The 777-nt window shown below is 55.1% G+C and carries 1 protein-coding gene; it reads left to right on the top strand.

Annotated features, from left to right (window positions below; genetic code table 11):
- Window positions 1-276 precede the first annotated feature (276 nt).
- Window positions 277-777: hypothetical protein (locus EN906_RS35955; RefSeq protein WP_164777700.1), on the top strand; the 501-nt coding region annotated here is incomplete at its 3' end.

Genomic DNA, 777 nt, shown 5'->3' with positions numbered 1-777 from the left:
GCCACGAACGAACCAAGATAGATAGCGGCGACCAGGGGCAGACGGTGCTTTGACATGGCTATATCCAGACGTGAGTTAGAGGCCATGCAGGTGCTACAGTCAAAGCCGAAGTGGCTCCGAGGGACGTTGCCGGCCGGCATGGCGTGCGAGCCAGACGCGCGAAATCAGCTTGCAATCCGGGAAACGTGCGCAGCGAACCCGCGGACCATCGTCATATGACGACTAGGAAGCCGGCCGCATTCGATCAACCATGAAGCCTCAGAAGGGAGATGCATCATGGCCAAAGGCGGCAATCCATCAAACAATCACGACGGCGAATTCATAGTGTCCGGGCCGGGCACTGAAAATACCGAGCGGTTCAAGCAGGCGCTCAGTGTTTCATTTGCCGAGCAGACAGCCACATCAATGAACTATTTCAAGCAGTCGGACCCTAACGACGAGGGCCAGATCTCCGCTCTTGGCGAGGCAAAAATTGATTACCTGAAAGCACAGTCGGGCTGTTACTGGACCGAGGAAGCTGAAAAATGGACCAGGGCAAAACTGAAACGCTTTGCCGATCGCAACGATCGAAAGCGAATTCTAGGCAACAGTTTCGATCGCTCCGAAATGGTTGTCTTGCCGCGCCGCAAAGATGGGGCGATGCCGATGGAAACGCGGCAACTGCAAGGCGATCCCTATGAGTATTTCCATTTTTGGCCTGGCACCTTCGGTAACTACAAATACAGCTGGTTCAACCGGACCGGGGACGGACGCATTCTGCGAGACGAATCTTACGAG

This window comes from Mesorhizobium sp. M7A.F.Ca.CA.004.06.1.1 (genome assembly GCF_003999135.1).
GTDB lineage: Bacteria > Pseudomonadota > Alphaproteobacteria > Rhizobiales > Rhizobiaceae > Mesorhizobium.
This window is presented reverse-complemented; position numbering and strand designations above follow the sequence as displayed.